Here is a 16,804-nt window from a genome sequence, read left to right on the forward strand (position 1 = left end):
CAAATGGCAGGACAGGTCTCGATCAATGGCGGATCGAAGCAATCCCCGTCCCGCCGCCTGACCAAGGATTTATCTCCAGGCGGCGGGACGGACGGCTTTGAAAAACTAATGGGTATGGTCTTCATGCGGGAGGCCGGCGTGGTCCGGGTGGTCGTGCTCGTGGGGGCCGTGGTCCTCGCCATGCCCATGGTCATGCACGCCTTCCGGACCGTGGTGATCGTGCTCGTGCTGGTGTTCGTGCAGATGATCATGTTCATGGACATGCACGTGCCTGTGCGCATGCCTGCCGATGCCTGGGTGCTCATGTTCGTGCTCATGTTCATGGGTATGCTCATGGGCGTGAACGTGCTTATGTTCGTGATCTCCTCTCATGATGCCTCCTTTTTCGCTGGAAGTGGTATTGATCATCACGAACATACGTCACGGCGAAGCGATGTAAAGATGGCAAGAGAAATATTTCCTTGCGTCTTCAGGCGGTTGGAAATAAAAAATAAGCTGGCGAGCGTAAGAAAAGTGTGCGGAGCGGGCTAAAATCGCGCAATTTATTAGACCAACGTATCACGTTCGATGCACCGGTTGAAGAAAACGCTGAATATTGATGTGAATCAGGACGCAGAATCCTGGTTCAATAAACCAGGATTCTGTATCAAGCTTTTCGCAAGTGCTGGAAACACTAGTGTCCCAACGTTTTTCATCAATCAATGCTTAAGACCCTGTAAAATATGACTTTTTATTCTTTTTTGGCTGTTACCGATTTGAACATCCAGCAGCTAGTACCTTATACCTCTTGCAACATTTTTCAGGAGGTATGCGGTGTTAACTGGAAAGCTCATATTTTCTCAGATCATGGACTATTTGCCGTTGCACATGTTTCGGCGAATTGTTCAACGCTACGATGGAAACCGGAAAGTTCATCAATTTTCCTGCCTCGACCAGTTTCTATGCATGGCATTTGCACAATTGACTTACCGAGAGAGCCTCAGAGATATCGAGGCCTGTTTACGTTCCCAGCAAGGCAAGCTTTACCACATGGGAATTCGTGCTCAAGTCTCCAGGAATACCTTAGCCAATGCCAACAAAGTCCGAGACTGGAGAATTTATGCGGATATTGCTCAACACCTAATTCAGATCGCCCGCAACCTTTATATCGACGACGAATTCGATCTCGATTTGCAAAATACTGCCTACGCCTTGGATTCCACAACCATAGATTTATGCCTAGCCATGTTCCCCTGGGCCAATTTTCGCAAGTCGAAGGGGGCCATCAAACTGCACACATTGCTGGACCTACGAGGGAATATTCCGACCTTTATCCACATATCCGACGGAAAGCTCCACGACGTCAACGTGTTGGATATACTGCCAATCGAGGCTGGATCGTTTTATGTCATGGATCGATGTTACGTAGACTTCAGGCGCCTTCATGTTTTTTCTCAAAGGGCAGCCTTTTTTGTAATCCGGGCCAAATCGAATCTTCAATGCAACAGGATATTTTCTCACCAGGTCGATCGAACAACAGGTCTGATTTGCGACCAATCCGTAGTGCTGACTGGCTATTACCAATCCAAAAATTATCCAGAAAAGTTACGCAGGGTGAAATACAAAGACCCGGAAAGCCAAAAAACATACGTATTTTTAAACCAACAATTTTGTTCTCCCAGCACTCACTATCACAGAGCTATACCGCTATCGTTGGCAAGTGGAGCTGTTTTTTAAGTGGATAAAGCAAAATTTGCGCATAAAGCGTTTCTATGGGAACTCAGCCAATGCGGTCAAAACGCAAATCTGGATCGCAATTTCGACTTTTTTGATTGTAGCCATCATGAAAAAAGAACTCAAAATCAATGCTTCACTCTACACAATTCTACAGATTTTAAGCGTGAACATCTTTGAACGAAATCCATTATTACAGATAGTTGGAAATTACAGCTACGAAAACGAAGTTCGGCCAAACACTAACCAGTTGAGTTTCTTTGATTAAACGTTGGGACACTAGTGTGCTGGAAAATATCTCAAACGCCATGCAACAACATTGGCTGAGCGCGCAGAAAAAGACGGCCACGAAGCTGGTCAGCACTCCTTCTATCGGAATTATCGGGGTGCGGTGCTACCTGCTTCCCTGAGCTTGCGGATGCAAAAATTCGTTGTAGCCATGGCCACCGCGTAACCTCCGAGGGTGACATGCAGGGGCAGGATGCCGTCAGGGATGGGCATGGCGTCCTCTCCTTTTGGTGAAATAAAGTGCCGTGCCGATACATCCCCAGATGATACTGGCGGCCATCAACCAGCGTTGCCCCGTATTGAATCCTGGTGCCATGGGCTGTAGCGCTTGCGCTGGTTCATCTTGGTCAAGGTCGATGTGGACCATGGCTCCGTGCCCGGCCAGCCGCGCTTGAATGCTCCAGGTTCCGGTTAAGGCGAGGTCGGGGATGAAGCTGAAACGTCCGTCCTCGTCGCTGTTTCCCGTCAACCAGGGCTTTGACGGATTGTCAGGAGCAAAAACCGTTATGCGCGCTTCGGACATGGGTTGGCCTGTGTCATACAGGGCATGGACTGTGATGCCCGGCGTGAACGTATATTCCAACAGCGCGCCGTGGGCAAAGAGAGACGCCGGGGGGATGAGGGCGGATACCGCGAACAACGAAAACAGGAAGATTGTTTTGCGCAGGATGTTCATGTGAGTGGAGGAAATAACGGCAGATTGAACAACGAAATGCCTGGAGAGCGTAATAAATTTGGGGCGCACTCAGGAATGCGCCCCAAAAGGTTTACTGGAACCCTGACTAATGCCACTCCACGCTGCAATGCCCTTCGCCGGCATGGCCGATGTGCAGGCCCTTGAGCTTGAGGTCGTGTTTCTTTGCACCGTCGCTGAAAGGAGCAAAACCAAGGGCATCGACGTTCATCTGGTCGTCCGCGGGCTTGTCGGCCCGACCGAAAACATGGTCAAGATGGAAGGTCATTTCCAGATCGGCCAACCCGCCCTGCTCCAGAAAGCCCTTGCGCTCATCACCCACGAATTCCCCGCAGCGATAGGTCCGCTCTTCGCCGGAATAGAGCTGGAAGTTGACGACCTGCCCGTCCTTTTCCGCCTTGCCGGTCAAGACCATGGAGTATCCGGCCAGCGGACCACCGTTGGCCTTGGCCATTTTCCAGGAAATGGCGTTGTAATGACCCGCGGGCGCATTGGCTGCCTCGCCAACCAGGACTGGTGGCTCATCTCCCGCATCCATGACCAGATCGACGACATGCGTCCCCTCCAAAGCGACCTGGGCTTTGGCGGAAACGGGACCGCCCTTGTGCGCGTCATACGGCGGATCGGCCTGATAGGCCGTGATTTCGGCCAGGTTGACGAAGATATGGCTGAAGGTCAGGGTCCAACCGTCCTTGGTCAGCTTGGGGGCCAGGAACCCCTCAGTGGCCAGTTCCTCGCCATTGGCGAAAAACTGCAAGGTTCCGGCCCGGGCCTGACCGGACATGGTCAGCAGGATAATCGCACAGCAGATAAGCGCCCCGAACAGGGGCCGTTGGAACATGCGCATACAGTCCTCCAGGTGAATAAGGTTGCGTGGTTGAAATGTGTCCCGGCATAAACTGGCGGGCCGGGATGGGTTGCCATTTTTTTGAAAGGTACTGGAAAAGATATTGCATTGCAATAGTTCGTGTTAGATGCTTTAAAAGTGCTACAATTTAAAAAATCAGGCAATCATCAGCGTGACTGCTCGGCATATGCAACACACAACAATTCTCCGCGAAACGGACATCTCCCAAGTCTTGATCGTACCCGTTGTCTCTTCATGAAGCTGCTTTCTTATTGCGCAGCCCACGCGCCAATTCCAGGAACGCGCGGAGGTAGTCGATCTCGGCGTCCGGTTCGCGGATGCCGAGGAATATCCGCTTGTCGACTCCTTCGGGGCCAAGTCGCACCGCAAAGATGGGAAACCGGTCAGCGTATTCCCGCACCAGCCAGTGCGGCAGCGCGGCGACGCCGCGACCGCTGGCGACCATCTGCAGCATCACTTCGGTGGTTTCGATCAGCTTGTGCCGCTTGGGGCTGATGCCCGCGGGTGTCAGGAAGTTCGTGTAGATGTCGAGCCGGTCCGTGGCGACCGGATAGGTGATCAGGGTTTCTCCGGCAAGCTGCTCCGGGAGCGCATGGTCCACATGGCGGAGCGGATGCGTTGGGCCGACCACCAGGACCTGTTCGTAGTCGAATACCGGTTCGAACAGCAGGCCGGTTTTGCGCAGGGGATCAGGCGTTACCAAAAGGTCGATCTCGTAGCCGAACAGCGCGCCAATGCCGCCGAACTGAAACTTCTGCTTCACATCCAGGTCCACCGCGGGCCATTCGGCCAGAAAGGGTTCCACGATGTTCAACAGCCATTGGTAGCAGGGGTGGCACTCCATTCCGATGCGCAGCGTGCCGCGTTCACCTCGGGCAAACTGCCGGAGACGCTCCTCGGCGTGGGTGAATTGCGGCCCCAGGCGGTTGGCGGTCCGTAACAAATACTCCCCGGCCTGCGTCAGACACAGGCCGCGGCCCTCGCGGCGCCAGAGCGCCAGGCCAAGCTGCCCCTCAAGCTTGCGCATGCAGTGACTCAGCGCGGATTGCGTGAGATGGAGATGCACGGCTGCTGCCGTCAGTGTGCCGTGCCGGTCCACCGCGCGGATGATCTCCAGGTGCGTCCGCTCGAGGAGGGGGGGAGAAGGTCGATTATTCATGAATAGATTTCATCCTTTTATGTAAAAATACCATTTTACTTCATGGGTCGCAACCGCTACCAAACTCCCCAATGGTTCATTTTTCAATTTTCATAACAGGAGTCAACATGGTACGCACGCACAATCTCGGCTTTCCACGCATCGGGGCAAAACGCGAACTCAAATTCGCCCTGGAAGCATACTGGAAGGGCCAGTCATCCCTCGACGAACTGAAAGCATTGGCAGCGGATCTTCGTCGACGTCACTGGCTGGATCAAGCGTTTCTGGATCTGGCGCCCGTGGGCGACTTCGCCTTCTACGATCAGGTGCTGGACACGAGCTTCATGGTCGGCAATCTCCCCCAACGGGTGCGAGAACTCTCCGGAGACCCCCTGGACAATTATTTCCGCGTCGCCCGGGGCCGCTCAGCCCCAGCGGCCGATGAACACGCGCGTTGCCGGGACGGGGTGGCCGCCGGGGAGATGACCAAGTGGTTCGATACCAACTATCACTACATTGTCCCTGAGTTCGGCGTTGATACCGAATTCCGGCTCGACGGATCGTCCCTGACGGACCAGGTGGCCGAAGCCATGTCCAATGGCGTCAAGGCCAAGCCGGTGATCATCGGCCCGGTTACGTACCTGGCCGTGGGCAAAACAAGGGACGGCTCCGACAAACGCGCTCTGCTGCCGCGCCTGATGCCCCGTCTGTTGCCGGTCTATGTCGAACTGCTGGAAGCGTTGGCAAGGCAGGGCGTGGAATGGGTCCAGATCGACGAGCCGATCCTGGTCACGGAACTCGACGATGCGTGGCAACAGGCTTTCGCCGCGGCCTATCAGGCCCTGAACACCGGCAAGATCAAGCTGTTGCTGGCCACGTATTTCGGCTCGCTGGAGGAGAATTTACCGCTGGTCGCGGAACTCCCGGTCCAGGGCGTACATCTGGATGCCGTCAACGCCGGGCATGAAGTCGAGCCTCTTGTCACGCGGCTTCCCTCTGATCGCGTGGTGTCGCTGGGCGTGGTCAATGGCCGAAATGTCTGGAAGACCGACCTGAACGCCGCGCTTGACCGGCTGGAGCCGGTGGCCCGAAAGCTCGGGGACAGGCTGTGGATCGCGCCGTCCTGCTCCCTGCTGCATGTCCCCGTGGACCTGGAGATGGAAACGGAGCTCGATGAGGAAATCAAATCCTGGCTGGCCTTTGCCCGGCAGAAGCTGGAGGAAGTGCATCTGCTGGCCACGGCCTTGAACCAGGGCCGTGAGGCGGTGCAAGCCGGGTTGCGGGCCAATCAGGCCGCCATCCAGTCGCGCCGTCTGTCCCAGCGGGTCAACAATCCCGCGGTCAAGGCCGCCCTGGCCGGGATCACCGAAGAGATGGGCCGGCGCGTGAGCGCCTTCGCGCAGCGCGCCGCGAAACAGGCCCAACTGCTGAGCCTGCCGAAATACCCGACCACCACCATCGGCTCCTTCCCCCAGACGCCGGAAATCCGCCAGGTCCGCAGCCTGTCCAAGGCTGGAAAGATCAGTGAGGCCGTTTACAAGGAAGCCATTCACGCCGAAATCGCGCGCTGCGTCCGCGAACAGGAGGCGCTGGGGCTGGACGTGCTCGTGCACGGCGAGGCGGAACGCAACGACATGGTCGAATATTTCGGCGAGCAGCTGGAGGGGTATGCCTTCAGTCGGTTCGGCTGGGTGCAGTCCTACGGCTCGCGCTGCGTGAAGCCGCCTATTCTGTTTGGCGACATTCGTCGTCCAAAGGCCATGACCGTGGAATGGATCACCTATGCCCAGGCCCTGACCGAAAAACCAATGAAAGGCATGCTGACCGGCCCCGTGACCATCCTGAACTGGTCCTTCGTGCGCGACGACCAACCCCGTTCCGTGTCCTGCATGCAGCTTGCCCTGGCCATCCGCGAGGAAGTGCTGGACCTGGAGCAAGCCGGGCTCAAGGTGATCCAGATTGATGAGGCGGCCCTGCGCGAAGGCCTGCCGCTCCGCGAGGCGCAGTGGAAGGAATATCTGGACTGGGCGGTGCAATCCTTCCGCATTACGGCCAACGGCGTGGCTGACGAGACGCAAATCCACACCCACATGTGCTATTCGGAATTCAACGACATCATCGCGTCGATAGCCGACATGGATGCCGACGTGATCACCATTGAGTCATCGCGTTCCGACATGGAACTGCTGGAGGCCTTCGACGATTTCAATTATCCCAACGGAATCGGCCCCGGCGTCTATGACATCCACTCGCCCAACATTCCGGGCAGGGAGCATATTGTTGATCTCTTGACCAAGGCTGCCGCCAAAATTCCCGCCGAACGGCTCTGGGTCAATCCCGACTGCGGTCTGAAAACCCGCCAGTGGAACGAGGTGCTCCCGGCCCTGGCCAATATGGTCGCCGCGGCAATGGTGTTGCGAGCTTCTCTCGAATCATGATCCGGATTGGTTGCGACGCGGGGATGCCCGGGCCGCGTTTTTTCGACAAGTAGCCGAATCGGCTCTGGTTGAACCATGCAGAAAATTGCATTGCTGGAACGCCGTGATGCTGAGCAACAAGGCGCTTTCTGAGGGAAATATGCTGCAAAAGCGACTAGCGCGGAATATTTTGGAGAGATATGCCGGGCATGGCAGTGCGACCGTGACGATGAGCAAAACTCAATCCGGTCCATTCCTTTACCACGGCCTGATCAACCTGCTGTTCAGTGGTCTTCGGGCAAGTCCGGGCTATGTTCTTCGCAGAATTTTCTGCCGTCGGCTGTTTCAATCCGCGGGCTTGGGGTTGATCCTCGGTCACGGCCTAGTGCTTCGGCGGCCTGATCGGATATCCCTCGGCAACAGAGTCGCCATGGACGATAACGTCAAGCTCGACGCGTCCGGGAGTCGGGCCTCGGGCATCACCATTGGCGACGACGTCATCATCTCGCGCAATTGCATCATCCAGGCCAAGTCCGGTTCCGTCGTCATCAGTCGGCGCGGGGAGATCGGAGTCAACACCATCATCTCGGCCATGAACGACATCCACATTGGAGCATGCGCCTTGATTGGCCCGGATTGTTGCATCGGTCAAGGCCGGGAAGTCCCTGAACAATCGGACATGCCGGGAAGAAGCTTCGATCAAGCTCCGAAGCAACCGTTGGTTTTGGGAAGCGACGTCTGGTTGGGCAAGGGAGTCGTCGTCCTTGACGGAGTCCGCATCGGAAATGGCTGCGTGGTCGGGGCCAGGGCAGTGGTATCCGAGGACTTGCCGGATTATGCCGTGGCCGTGGGCATACCGGCCAGGATCGTCAGGTTTCGGAACACGTCCGGGGGATTGCTCGAATCAATCTCATGACACCCTGTCTGCCCGCGCCCGCTTCTTCCACCTCCAATGTACATTCACCGGGCAGATATACTGGTTTTAGGGTGAAACAATAAAAAAAATTCTGATGACGCCTTTATGCCGCCCTTACAGGGCTATTTTTGTTTTAACATCATCTACCCAGGGCGTTGCCCTGGGCTATAAATATGTCGCCCCGTTGGGGCTTCAGACAAGCCCTGAAAGAGCGAACTACCGTAGCCCAGGGCAACGCCCTGGGTAAAACGCCCCCCAAAAATAATAGCCCTGAAAGGGCGGCATAAAATGAATGCAACGCTAGCCCAAAAACAGCGAGGGCCCTCTTGGAACGCCAACAAATTTAAATACTCAACCTCAAGCAGTATAGTTATCCGTTTCGCCAGTTTTGAAGAGGTGTGTCCATGCATGATTCGGCTCTCCTGCAAAATGTGCTGCGTCCCTGGGATCGGGAGTTGGGCCGGGTCTGCGCTGAACTCCCCTTGAGCGGGAGTCCGGAGCGGTGTCTGTCGCGGCTGGCTCTGGAGGATCAGGAGGGGCAATGTCTGGTCCTTGAAGAACATGCCGAGCAGTTTCTTCCGGTGAAACGACGTATTGCCGCTCAGTTGAAGCGTCTCCACCAAAACGGTTTGCGCGTTCCCGCCCCTTGCCTGGGGCCGGACGGGCAAGCCATTCAGGAAGTGCAAGGCCGGTTCTGGCAACTGACGCCGTTTGTGCCCAGCCTGCCGCTCGACCACGCCACGTATTGGCAAGAATCGTGGCGAGGCCGCGCCCTTGCCGGATACCTGGCCGATCTGCGCGCAGCGGCGAAGGGACTCCCTCTGGAAGAGCCGTGCTTCGACCTGCCCGGATATGTGCGCCGCATTGCAATGGACGCGGCCAGGCACCATGCCTGGGTTGTCCAGGAACTGCGCCCGGTGTGGGAGGTGCTTGAAGGTCTGCCTCTGGTTCACGCGCGGCTGCCCACGGTCTTCAGCCACGGCGACCCGCATCCGGAGAATATTTTGTGGGGACAAAGCGACATCAGGGCGGCCATAGACTGGGAATTCTGCGGTCCCAAGCACATCCTGTACGATCCGGCTCTGGTCATCGGCTGCGTGGGCACGGAGGCCCCGGAAGCCGGAGACGGCCCGTTCGTTCGGGCCTTTCTCGCCGCACTGCGCGAACACGGGTTGCTCGAACCGACAACCGAGCAGGCCCTGCCGATGATGGTCCTGGCTCAACGCATCCCCTGGCTGGCGGAATGGCTGCGTCGCGACGACCGGGAGATGATCGAATTCGAAGTCTTCTACCTGAAATTCCTGTCCGGGCTGATGGAGGAAGGGTTGTTGTGTTCATGCGGCGCAACCTCGAATCCCGTGCGCCCGGGGTGAGCGCGTATCTGAACTGGCGGGTGGCGTTTTAAGTTGCTGATTGACACGCTTAAAAGGCGTAATTACAATGTGGCAACATAAATCAGGAGGTGGCTCATGAGAGCGCATGTCGTCAAGATAGGCAATTCCCAGGGCTTGCGTATCCCAAAGCCTGTTCTCGAACAGACGGGGATAATCGGCGATGTTGAAATGGAGGTAAAAAACAATCAGATCATCATCCGCCCGGTTCAAAATCCGCGGGAAGGATGGGATAAGGCTTTTGAAACGATGCGGAAAAATGCGGATGATGCGCCTCTTCTCGTGGGGAGTGATCTTTCACATTCGTGGGATGAGGAAGAGTGGCAATGGTAGTCAAACGCTTTGACGTTTACCTGGTAGGTCTTGATCCGACCGTTGGGTCCGAAATCCAGAAGACCAGACCCTGCCTGATTATCTCGCCGGATGAAATGAACAGGCATATCCGCACCGTGATCGTCGCTCCTATGACATCGACCAGCAAGGATTATCCAACGCGGGTTCCCTGCACGTTCAAAAAGAAACATGGTCACATTGTATTGGATCAGATTCGAACGATAGACAAGGAACGCCTAGTGAAAAAGCTCGGGACGATCGATCCAAAGGTTCAATTGGAAGTTTCTTCGGTATTGCAGAGAATGTTCGCATTTTAGACATTAATCATAACCATCCAGCGGTCCCGCCTGTGGTCCTTCCTGTTACCATCCGGAAAATTATGCTGTAATTCTCGGCACAAGGAATCCGAAAATTCGGATTATTGTCTTAAGAAACTCGGAAAATCGCTATGTTGCCATGGCTAAGGATGTGATTCTCCGGACCGCAATGTCCCCGTCCCAGGAGCTGGAACTGGACGATTTGCTGTGGACGGCCCTGTGGAAACCGCTGGGTTTGGACCGGGACGCGCGCGGAAAATTCAAGGCCCGGGGCCGGGAGACCGTGATCGCGGCAGAGATGGATGGCCGGATTATCGGGGGCCTGGTTGCTGTTTGGGACGACCAAGGCGACGTGGAGCTGCGCCATCTGGCCGTGGACGCGGCCATGCGGGGCCGGGGCGTGGGAACACGGCTGGCAACGACACTGCTGGAAAGCGCCAGGGCCCAAGACTGTTGCCGGGTGCATGCCATTGCCCGGAACACGTCGGTTCCTTTCTTCAGGAAGCTGGGCTTTGGCCCAGCGCCAGGGACCGCCCCGCAACATCCTTTGTTTGAACAGCATGGGATACGGTTTGAGCTGATGGAGGTGGTGATTGGTGAGGGGACGGATAATTGTTGACATGGCCGCGTGCGCCCAAAGAAAATGAAAATCGATTGCGCTCCTTTCGTCATTCCGATAAGCAGCCACAAAGCCCAGCAAGGAAAGGACAGTGTCCTTTGGTCATGTTCCGGCAGTAACAGGAGGAAATCTGATCTTTCAAGGACACGCCTGCTGGCCAGTCATTCTTTCCAACCCTGAAGAGCGTGAAAATGGCCCGCCAACGAACAAGTCTGTTTGAAGACATCATCCTCGCCGCCGGCAAGCTGCCCTGGTGGGCATGTTTCATATTGGCGGCAGTGTCGTATGTCATTCTTGATTACATTGCCTCCCGCCCCTTGCCCGACATTGCTGGCGACCCGATGCAGTTTTCGAATTTCTTTACCTCCGTCCTTGTTTCCCACATGGCTTTTTTCGGAAAGATCATTCTGCCAATCGCATTCGGATTCGCTGGAATTGCCTCGGCCATTAACGCGTACAGGCAGAAAAAGCTGTTCGCTGATGTCCAGTCGCGGCCACGAGCGTCAACTCTGCAGGCCATGTCTTGGCAGGAATTCGAGCTGCTTGTGGCGGAGTACTTCCGTCGACAAGGTTTCTCTGTAACCCGAAATGGAGGCGCCGGGCCTGACGGCGGTGTTGATTTGGAACTCCGCAAAGGCGAAGAGGTTCATTTGGTGCAGTGCAAGCAGTGGAAGGCGTACAAGGTCGGGGTCCAGCCGGTGCGGGAATTTTACGGGATCATGTCCGCCCGGGGCGCTGCAGGAGGTTTTTTCATCACCTCCGGAACGTACACAACGGATGCCGTGACGTTCGCCCAGGGACTCAATCTGGAGCTGATCAATGGCCAAGAGCTTCTGGGCATGATTGAGCAAACTCGAAGGAACGTCGCAGAACAGGACATTGCCGACGACATCCCAACCGCCGTCGACACCCCGAACTGCCCCAAATGCGGGGCGAGAATGACCAGGCGTACCGCCCGCAAAGGTCCGTGGGCGGGACGTGAATTCTGGGGGTGTATCAACTTTCCTGGGTGCAAGGGAACGCGGTCGATGGATGTTGAGGAAACATGAGAAACTGGAATCTTACAGTGCCCATTACAGGGGCAAAATGGACGTTCTAAAGCAAAATAAAGGTTTGGTATAAAGCATATTTCTCGATATTCTGCAGATTGACTTGGTCGACCTCAAGTTCAACCCACAGAACCATAATAGAAATAGTTGGCGGCTTAAAAATGTTTAAAGCAGTGAGCAGTCAAAATGGTAAACACATTATTATCTTAAATCCTGAATGGAAGGATAATATTGATTACTTACGTTTTTTGGATAGGAAGGATGATCTTGTTTGCCAAAGATGCGGGCAACCAGTCAGGGTAAGAGCAGGTAATCATAGGAAATGGCACTTTGCACATAAGCAAATCAAAAACTGTCCTCTTCAAAATGAATCTTCAACGCTGCTTTCAGCGAGAGCAATATTGTATGAATGGCTAATCAGCAAGTTTTGTTCTTCGTTTGTCACATTAGAAAAAGAGTTAAAGAATGTCAGTTTACAACGTCATGTCGATTGCTGGGTTGAAAAAAAATCTCATAAAATTGCTTATTGGATAGTTGAGTCACAAATCAAACCACAGCAGAGAGAAGAACTGAAGCAATGCTTCGAGCGTCTTGGCATACAAGTCAACTGGATTTTTCTCAACAAAATGTTGAATATAAATGATGAAGAGCCTGGCCAAGTATTTTTAAGTACTACCGAGCGAGAATTTATGCATACTTCGGAGTACAATAATATTGATCAAAATTTTGAAAACAATCATCTCTTTTATTCACTTCACTATCTTAATCATGATAACGGATTGTTAACGTCTTTTCGTGCTTTACATACTGTACACAGTCCACAGTTGTATTCTGGACGTAGAAAAGAACATCATATATCAAAAATTTTAGTACTAGGCAAAACTACTGGCGAGTTGATACATCCAGATGAGTACGAGCAGTTACAAAAATGGAAGCAAGGGAAGATTGAGTACGAGAAGTTGCGCGAGGAAGAGGAAAAAAGGCTGAAAGAAGAGGCAGAAAAGGAAAAAGCGCAACAGCTTGAAGAAAAAAGAGGATGGTCAGGTCATTGGAAAGAGTTGAGTCCGTCGCAGGCTCATGAACTACAACAAGAAAAGCAGAAACATGTCTTCACTATGCCTCTGGAAAGAGATGAACACGTATACAGTCAGGTCCCGTCAGAGATTGACAAGGAAGCTAAGTGTGAATTGTGTGGAAGTGTAACGACACAATGGTACTACTATAATGGAAAAACCAATACATGTAAATGTAGGGAGTGTTACCGAAAATTATATGGGCAGAATTAGTACTGAGATCGGAGGGCTGTGCGGAAAGCCGCATACAAAGCAGACCGCTTCATAACCGGGGCATTTGGGCGATTCGTTACGACCATGGACACAGAATAAGGAAACAATAAATTCATCAGCAAAGTTGAGATCGACAACAGCCTTCAGACTGAACTTTATGCGAAACCGGAATCTTCTAGTACCCATTACAGGGGCAAAATGGATGTTCTAAGGCAAAATAACGGCCTGTTTTGAGAGATATCACCAGACAATTCAGGATATTGTCTCGGTCCGACCCCAAATCGGCCAGTAATAAAGAACGGGATACATTAAAAAGCAAGACCTGACCCCGATTGTGCGTATCCCCCAAGACCTGCTGATGAACGCATCTCCGGGATGATTGCCACCCGCCCAATGCCGTGCTAACGCCGGAATAAAATTTTCTCAATAATGCCATGGCTAAAGATGTGTTTCTTTGGACCGCATTGTCCCCGTCCCAGGCGCTGGAACTGGACGAGCTGCTGTGGACGGCCCTGTGGAAACCGCTGGGTTTGGACCGGGACGTGCGCGGAAAATTCAAGGCCCCGGGCCGGGAGACCGTGATCGCGGCAGAGATGGATGGCCGGATCATCGGGGGCCTGGTTGCTGTTTGGGACGACCAAGGCGAGGTGGAGCTGCGCCACCTGGCCGTGGACGCGGACTCTCGGGGCCGGGGCGTGGGAACACGGCTGGCAACGACCCTGCTGGAGAGCGCCAGGGTCCAAGGCTGTTGCCGGGTGCATGCCATTGCCCGGAACACATCGGTTCCTTTCTTCAGGAAGCTGGGCTTTGGCCCAGCGCCAGGCACCGCCCCGCAGCATCCCTTGTTTGAACAGCATGGGATCCGGTTTGAGCTGATGGAGATGGGGATTGGTGAGGGGGCCAGGCAGCAGGATGAGCCGGAGGCATATGGATGAAGACGCCGACCGGTCCGGGCATTGAGCGACCAAGGCTCGGGCTTGATGTTTTCAGCGTAGGGGTGATAGGCGGGATGCACTGCTTGGGCGTGAGGTTTTGCAGGATTCATTATTATCCGTCGAAGTCAGCTTTATGCTCCGTCCCGGAGGATGACCACACGATTGCCGCATAAAGCTGACTTCAGCCCAATGCATAAAGCTGACCTCAGAGCCCGGCGAAAGCCCTGATGTGCAGTTTTCGATTTGAAATAATTTGAAAAATTAATAACCAAAAATTTCTTGGAACGGTATTGACCAGCTTAGATGGAAAGAGGTGGTTATTTTTGCGAAGTCAGGATAATAACACTGTTCGGCAGGGATGATGAACACCGATCAAGCCAACAACATAGAACAGGCCATCGACACGCTCTGTGAGAATCTTGTCTGGACGTGGGCATACCTCAATGCTCTGTGTGGTCTCAGCCACCTAGCCAAAACCTCGTCGGCTTCTTTGGCCCCCTATCCACAGCTTGTATCGTGTCTGTACCATGGGCTGTTCGACGTGTTGTTCCTGAAGATCAACCATTTCATCGATAATTCGAGGCAAGCGTCAGGACTTCCTGCCTTGTTTAGGCTGATCCGAAAATATGTCAAAGACGAGGCTGATATCCTGCAACAGGTGAGCGAGCATGAACGCTGCCTGAAGGAACAGGCCGACCTTACTAAAATCAGCAGATGGCGGAACGAAGTGACTGCCCACCTAACGCGGAGCGTCAACTCGTCCACTTTTTATCCTGATAATCGCCTCCATCTGGAGGAGATTCAAGATGTCGTCGAGTATCTTGCTGAAGTCGTAGAATGGTACTCCTTGAGGATGCTTGGTAGGGTAAACGACACTAAACATCCTTCAGAGGAGGTCGGTCGCGAGATAGCAGCACTTTTCTGGGGAGAAAGCGGAGCCGAACCACCGGGTGGACCATGACCGGGAAACTGACGCCGCTTCGCTATGGCAGTTCCCCGGCAGGTCACCCACACGTTCCCGGCGACTGCGTCGCCGGGAATCGCGGCGCTGACTTCGTCCAGTGCCTTGTCCCGTCGCCTTGCTCCGGAACAAGGCACTGGACCCGACTGTGCGCGCCGGCTGTGACCAGGCCTTCGGCCTGCTCCCATCCGACGTGCTCGCGGGTCAGCGCCGCGATTATGTGCCAACCCAAAAGGAGAAAAAATGTTTATCGATATTTACGCTGTATTCGTATTGCTTGCCATTCTTACTATTTCTTTTGGAATATACTCAAACAAAAATAAGTTGTTAGAGCGTATAGATAAAACAACTGAATTGAGTTTTTATATATCAATTATAGTTTCATTAATCTGGCTTATTTATAGTCTATCAGATATTTCAGAATTGGAGCAATTTGGCCCAGCACTTGCCTTCTGTTTGCTTCTCGTATTGTATTCTTCGACTATAAGGGTAATTATACTTTTGGGAATCAAATTTAACGCAAGCACATAACAATGCTTTTGCACCGGATCGCAAAAAGCCGCGCCCAATGAAAAGCGACGTTCGGCGTTTCAAAGGTAGGGTGCCATGGCGCTAAAGTTCAACAACGCGTGGAGATTCACGCCTCCGGAAGACGGGCGGTTCTGTAACAAGGAGATACCGGCCAAGGCGATTGACGAGTTCTTCGGGATGGCGTCAAAGGTTGCGACGCAAGGTTCGCGGCAAGGGGTTCTTGAGACTTTCAAGCGGGAGTTTGCTTCGGCGGCTGGATCTAGTTATGCGCGAAGTTCAAATGAATCATGGGCGCAAAGCGATTTGGAACACCACATGCGCAGTGCAGCATCTAACGCTCCACTGTTCATTGAAGCGTTCTTCGACGCAACCGCCTCGCTAGAAAGGAGAAGCCCTGACTGGTGGATCCCTGATGAAACATTCGTCAACTCGGTGCTACGCAAACACAATATAGGGTATGAGATTCGGGGTCAGGATCTTGTCCAGCTGGAAACTCAAACCGCCGGGGTAGTGCCGGTTCAGAACGCACCAACCCTAGCAGAGAAAGCTGCAGAGGTGCTGCAACTTTCCCTTCAAAGGTCTGAGCAGTTGCTGTCAGAAGGCAGGGCGCGGGAGGCAGTACAAGAGATTCTCTGGCTGCTTGAGACCGTTGCCACTGCCTTTCGTGGTGTGGAAACGCATTCCGGCACAGTCGAAGGCAAATACTTCAACCAGATCGTTCGCGACTTGCGAGCAAAGCACCATGGAACGACTCTTGAGAGGATTTTGGACTGGGTCGCTAACGTGCACGGTTATCTTTCGTCACCGACCGGCGGCGGTATACGGCACGGTCTGGACCTGAACTCTGGTGTGGAGCTAACACAAAGTGATGCAAGGCTGTACTGCAATCTTGTCCGTAGCTACCTCGGTTATCTGTTAACCGAACACGAGCGGATAACTAAGCAGGTGCCACGGTGAGAGATATGCCGAACAAAGCATTGCACCGGACAAGCCGGTGAATGCGGCGTTAGAACTTTGAAATGGAAAAGACAAGATGGTAAAGTTGAAATGTATTTATTGTAATAAAAATGATTTTGATGAAGGAAAAGGTTCAAGAGAGCATGTCATTCTTTCGTCATTAGGCGGAAGGAAAATGTCACGAAACATTTGCTGCGTTGTTTGCAATAATCAATTGGGCGAGGCAATTGATGAACCAACTTCTAAGGATTTGGTTGCCCTATCAAACAGTGCTGGCATTACCACTGGACGTGACAAGGAATCGCCAACGATAAAAAATGTAGCAATGATAGAAGGGCAAAGTCTTGACCTGAAAAGTGGAGGTAAACCAGACAGGAGTTTAACAGATTGA

Annotated in this window: 18 protein-coding genes and 1 pseudogene; 15 read left to right on the forward strand and 4 right to left on the reverse strand. The window is 53.5% G+C overall.

Features of this window, described 5'->3' with window-relative positions; translation table 11 throughout:
• The first annotated feature begins 3 nt into the window (after positions 1-3).
• A complete protein-coding gene (locus GY33_RS21245; protein ID WP_031387198.1) occupies positions 4-531 on the forward strand; it encodes a hypothetical protein in 528 nt (175 codons plus the stop codon).
• Between the two features lie 282 nt (positions 532-813).
• A pseudogene (locus GY33_RS19140) lies at positions 814-1,981 on the forward strand (IS4 family transposase).
• Between the two features lie 110 nt (positions 1,982-2,091).
• Here the strand turns inward: GY33_RS19140 and GY33_RS21790 are convergent.
• The 4 genes from GY33_RS21790 to GY33_RS0109990 all read right to left on the reverse strand — a co-directional run bounded on the left by GY33_RS21790 (position 2,092) and on the right by GY33_RS0109990 (position 4,722).
• Positions 2,092-2,214 (reverse strand): hypothetical protein, encoded by a 123-nt coding sequence (locus GY33_RS21790; RefSeq protein ID WP_268746641.1) that lies wholly within the window; start codon positions 2,212-2,214, stop codon positions 2,092-2,094.
• Positions 2,201-2,746 (reverse strand): carboxypeptidase-like regulatory domain-containing protein, encoded by a 546-nt coding sequence (locus tag GY33_RS0109980; protein ID WP_200874858.1) that lies wholly within the window; start codon positions 2,744-2,746, stop codon positions 2,201-2,203. The genes GY33_RS21790 and GY33_RS0109980 overlap by 14 nt, the downstream gene beginning before the upstream one ends.
• Positions 2,747-2,783: 37 nt before the next feature.
• The gene (locus GY33_RS0109985) at positions 2,784-3,542 is read right to left on the reverse strand and encodes a DUF4382 domain-containing protein (RefSeq protein WP_152555158.1); all 759 of its coding nucleotides are present in this window, start codon (positions 3,540-3,542) and stop codon (positions 2,784-2,786) included.
• 253 nt (positions 3,543-3,795) lie between these two features.
• Positions 3,796-4,722, reverse strand: coding sequence for a LysR family transcriptional regulator (locus tag GY33_RS0109990; protein ID WP_031387201.1), 927 nt, complete (start codon positions 4,720-4,722; stop codon positions 3,796-3,798).
• A 107-nt stretch (positions 4,723-4,829) separates the two neighbouring features.
• On the opposite strand from GY33_RS0109990, the gene metE reads away from it, so the two are divergent.
• From metE to GY33_RS20500, 13 genes are all read left to right on the forward strand, one after another.
• On the forward strand, positions 4,830-7,139 hold the full coding sequence (gene metE / locus GY33_RS0109995; protein ID WP_031387202.1) for a 5-methyltetrahydropteroyltriglutamate--homocysteine S-methyltransferase: 2,310 nt from the start codon (positions 4,830-4,832) through the stop codon (positions 7,137-7,139).
• Between the two features lie 208 nt (positions 7,140-7,347).
• Positions 7,348-8,034, forward strand: coding sequence for an acyltransferase (locus GY33_RS19145; RefSeq protein WP_161788465.1), 687 nt, complete (start codon positions 7,348-7,350; stop codon positions 8,032-8,034).
• 404 nt (positions 8,035-8,438) lie between these two features.
• Positions 8,439-9,407 (forward strand): phosphotransferase enzyme family protein, encoded by a 969-nt coding sequence (locus tag GY33_RS0110005; RefSeq protein WP_031387204.1) that lies wholly within the window; start codon positions 8,439-8,441, stop codon positions 9,405-9,407.
• A gap of 96 nt (positions 9,408-9,503) precedes the next feature.
• The gene (locus GY33_RS0110010; protein WP_031387205.1) at positions 9,504-9,758 is read left to right on the forward strand and encodes an AbrB/MazE/SpoVT family DNA-binding domain-containing protein; all 255 of its coding nucleotides are present in this window, start codon (positions 9,504-9,506) and stop codon (positions 9,756-9,758) included.
• Positions 9,752-10,075, forward strand: a complete 324-nt coding sequence (locus GY33_RS0110015) for a type II toxin-antitoxin system PemK/MazF family toxin (protein WP_031387206.1) — start codon at positions 9,752-9,754, stop codon at positions 10,073-10,075. Before GY33_RS0110010 ends, GY33_RS0110015 begins: the two co-directional genes overlap by 7 nt.
• A gap of 139 nt (positions 10,076-10,214) precedes the next feature.
• Positions 10,215-10,694: a GNAT family N-acetyltransferase gene (locus tag GY33_RS19805; protein ID WP_084185056.1), complete on the forward strand. Its 480-nt coding sequence runs from the start codon at positions 10,215-10,217 to the stop codon at positions 10,692-10,694.
• 191 nt (positions 10,695-10,885) lie between these two features.
• Positions 10,886-11,743: a restriction endonuclease gene (locus tag GY33_RS0110025; RefSeq protein WP_031387208.1), complete on the forward strand. Its 858-nt coding sequence runs from the start codon at positions 10,886-10,888 to the stop codon at positions 11,741-11,743.
• A 161-nt stretch (positions 11,744-11,904) separates the two neighbouring features.
• Entirely contained in the window at positions 11,905-13,029 is a 1,125-nt protein-coding gene (locus GY33_RS0110030) for a competence protein CoiA family protein (protein WP_084185058.1), read from the forward strand.
• Positions 13,030-13,463: 434 nt separating this feature from the next.
• Positions 13,464-13,964: a GNAT family N-acetyltransferase gene (locus GY33_RS19810; protein WP_031387210.1), complete on the forward strand. Its 501-nt coding sequence runs from the start codon at positions 13,464-13,466 to the stop codon at positions 13,962-13,964.
• A 361-nt stretch (positions 13,965-14,325) separates the two neighbouring features.
• Complete coding sequence (locus tag GY33_RS0110040) at positions 14,326-14,925, forward strand: AbiU2 domain-containing protein (protein WP_152555159.1); 600 nt, start codon at positions 14,326-14,328, stop codon at positions 14,923-14,925.
• 243 nt (positions 14,926-15,168) lie between these two features.
• A complete protein-coding gene (locus GY33_RS0110045) occupies positions 15,169-15,456 on the forward strand; it encodes a hypothetical protein (protein ID WP_031387212.1) in 288 nt (95 codons plus the stop codon).
• A 75-nt stretch (positions 15,457-15,531) separates the two neighbouring features.
• Positions 15,532-16,413 carry a hypothetical protein gene (locus tag GY33_RS0110050; protein WP_035271751.1) on the forward strand — a complete coding sequence of 294 codons (882 nt, stop codon included), beginning with the start codon at positions 15,532-15,534 and terminating at the stop codon, positions 16,411-16,413.
• A gap of 76 nt (positions 16,414-16,489) precedes the next feature.
• The gene (locus tag GY33_RS20500; RefSeq protein ID WP_084185060.1) at positions 16,490-16,804 is read left to right on the forward strand and encodes an HNH endonuclease; all 315 of its coding nucleotides are present in this window, start codon (positions 16,490-16,492) and stop codon (positions 16,802-16,804) included.

Source organism: Desulfonatronum thiodismutans, from assembly GCF_000717475.1.
GTDB classification, from domain to species: Bacteria; Desulfobacterota; Desulfovibrionia; order Desulfovibrionales; family Desulfonatronaceae; genus Desulfonatronum; species Desulfonatronum thiodismutans.

Coding starts and splice junctions, on each gene's coding strand:
- GY33_RS21245 (WP_031387198.1), top strand. CDS start 4: ATGGCAGGACAGGTCTCGATCAATGGCGGATCGAAGCAATCCCCGTCC.
- GY33_RS21790 (WP_268746641.1), bottom strand. CDS start 2,214: ATGCCCATCCCTGACGGCATCCTGCCCCTGCATGTCACCCTCGGAGGT.
- GY33_RS0109985 (WP_152555158.1), bottom strand. CDS start 3,542: ATGCGCATGTTCCAACGGCCCCTGTTCGGGGCGCTTATCTGCTGTGCG.
- GY33_RS0109990 (WP_031387201.1), bottom strand. CDS start 4,722: ATGAATAATCGACCTTCTCCCCCCCTCCTCGAGCGGACGCACCTGGAG.
- metE (WP_031387202.1), top strand. CDS start 4,830: ATGGTACGCACGCACAATCTCGGCTTTCCACGCATCGGGGCAAAACGC.
- GY33_RS19145 (WP_161788465.1), top strand. CDS start 7,348: ATGAGCAAAACTCAATCCGGTCCATTCCTTTACCACGGCCTGATCAAC.
- GY33_RS0110005 (WP_031387204.1), top strand. CDS start 8,439: ATGCATGATTCGGCTCTCCTGCAAAATGTGCTGCGTCCCTGGGATCGG.
- GY33_RS0110010 (WP_031387205.1), top strand. CDS start 9,504: ATGAGAGCGCATGTCGTCAAGATAGGCAATTCCCAGGGCTTGCGTATC.
- GY33_RS0110015 (WP_031387206.1), top strand. CDS start 9,752: ATGGTAGTCAAACGCTTTGACGTTTACCTGGTAGGTCTTGATCCGACC.
- GY33_RS19805 (WP_084185056.1), top strand. CDS start 10,215: ATGGCTAAGGATGTGATTCTCCGGACCGCAATGTCCCCGTCCCAGGAG.
- GY33_RS0110025 (WP_031387208.1), top strand. CDS start 10,886: ATGGCCCGCCAACGAACAAGTCTGTTTGAAGACATCATCCTCGCCGCC.
- GY33_RS0110030 (WP_084185058.1), top strand. CDS start 11,905: ATGTTTAAAGCAGTGAGCAGTCAAAATGGTAAACACATTATTATCTTA.
- GY33_RS19810 (WP_031387210.1), top strand. CDS start 13,464: ATGGCTAAAGATGTGTTTCTTTGGACCGCATTGTCCCCGTCCCAGGCG.
- GY33_RS0110040 (WP_152555159.1), top strand. CDS start 14,326: ATGAACACCGATCAAGCCAACAACATAGAACAGGCCATCGACACGCTC.
- GY33_RS0110045 (WP_031387212.1), top strand. CDS start 15,169: ATGTTTATCGATATTTACGCTGTATTCGTATTGCTTGCCATTCTTACT.
- GY33_RS0110050 (WP_035271751.1), top strand. CDS start 15,532: ATGGCGCTAAAGTTCAACAACGCGTGGAGATTCACGCCTCCGGAAGAC.
- GY33_RS20500 (WP_084185060.1), top strand. CDS start 16,490: ATGGTAAAGTTGAAATGTATTTATTGTAATAAAAATGATTTTGATGAA.